The sequence below is a fragment of the Desulfonatronospira sp. MSAO_Bac3 genome, assembly GCF_003838035.1.
In the GTDB taxonomy this organism is placed as follows: domain Bacteria; phylum Desulfobacterota; class Desulfovibrionia; order Desulfovibrionales; family Desulfonatronovibrionaceae; genus Desulfonatronospira; species Desulfonatronospira thiodismutans.
In genome coordinates this window covers 1-1,349 of record NZ_QYZY01000155.1, presented here as the reverse complement: position 1 = coordinate 1,349, position 1,349 = coordinate 1, and the positions used below count along the sequence as shown (strand labels likewise).

The window sequence follows — 1,349 nt, the reverse complement described above, 5'->3', positions numbered from 1 at the left end:
ATGCTTTCCAGATATGGCGGCCCGACAGAGAGGATGAGCTGCGTGCTCTGAAGCTGTTCGCAAAATTTTCTGATCAAGTCGTGTCCTTCACAGACTGCGTCTCCTTTGCGCTCATGACATCCAGGCATGTCCCGCAAGTGTTTACGTTTGATCGTCATTTTGATTTAGCGGGCTTCAAGCGGTTGCCCTAATAAATGGTCTTTCTCACCTCTGCGTAACCTGGTGGCCTCTGCGAGAGAAGAAAAGAATTTTTCAGGCAAACCTCTACAGAACATCTACATCGACCCAGGGATTGATTAACATATTTCTCCTGTCCCTCTTGGATATTCCTCGCAACTTAATACAACTGGCAACATAATGTCCCTTATATCTTCCTTTACTCACTGCACCAATGAAGAGGAAAGTGGGGAAGTTGATATAGAGGCATGGGGCCCCAGTGAAACTCCTGTCTGCGCACAGGAAGCCCTCCGGGCTTTTTCATCACGCCACAGGCGTGACAAACATAGGGCATGGGGGATGGGGAAAAAGGGCTTGCATGCTGCTTGAGTCTGGCTTATAATAAAAGGAAAAGGGAGATGTTCCATGTCCACAGAGCCTTTTACTCAAGAACAGATCAGCTTTCTGAAGGAGCACATGTCCCAGTGGCTGGCGGAACAGAGCCTGGGCAAACCGCCCATGGTCTATGAAATCGAGCTGCGGGAGCGTATGGTCAGGGTGGAAGAGGAACTCAGAAATCAGAGGGAGCTGATCCAGTATATCATCGAGCAGATGGATAAACGCTTTGAACAGGTTGACAAGCGTTTTCAACAAGTGGATAAGCGCTTTGAGCAGGTGGATAAGCGTTTTGAAGAGATGCGCCAGGACATGAATGCGCGTTTTGAACAAGTGGACAGGCGCTTTGAAGAGATGCGCCAGGACATGAATTCGCGCTTTGAACAAGTGGATAAGCGCTTTGAACAAGCTGACCAGCGCTTTCTGGCCTTGACCAAACGCATGGACCGCCTGCTGATCTGGTCCTTCGGGACCACGGTAACCGTGGGCGCACTGATCGTTGCCATCCTAAAACTTACCTGATTGAACACCGTCTAACCGGGCATGCCTCTATGGCGTCTGTACCGGCCAAGGACAAAACCGTCATCATAGTCACCGGCATTCCCTGATACGCCTCAGCTGCACTGAGCATCCCCGCGAACAGTATTGTTGCGCTGGCAGGCTATTTTTTGTCGAGTGCATCCAATCGTTCGGCTTCCTTTAGTATCTTGAGATCTATCTTATCTTGTTGCCTTCCACTCTTTTCTTTTGCGCGTATGAGATCGGATCGCGATATGAAAAATAATTTAAGATCATCT

At 49.1% G+C, this 1,349-nt stretch carries 2 protein-coding genes; both read left to right on the top strand.

Translation table 11 applies throughout. From position 1 onward, the window contains the following. A partial coding sequence (locus tag D5S03_RS05335) for a type II toxin-antitoxin system VapC family toxin (protein ID WP_287042901.1) occupies positions 1-191 on the top strand: 191 nt, incomplete at its 5' end. Between the two features lie 391 nt (positions 192-582). After that, on the top strand, positions 583-1,074 hold the full coding sequence (locus D5S03_RS05330) for a hypothetical protein (protein WP_008870753.1): 492 nt from the start codon (positions 583-585) through the stop codon (positions 1,072-1,074). The last annotated feature ends 275 nt before the right edge of the window (positions 1,075-1,349 follow it).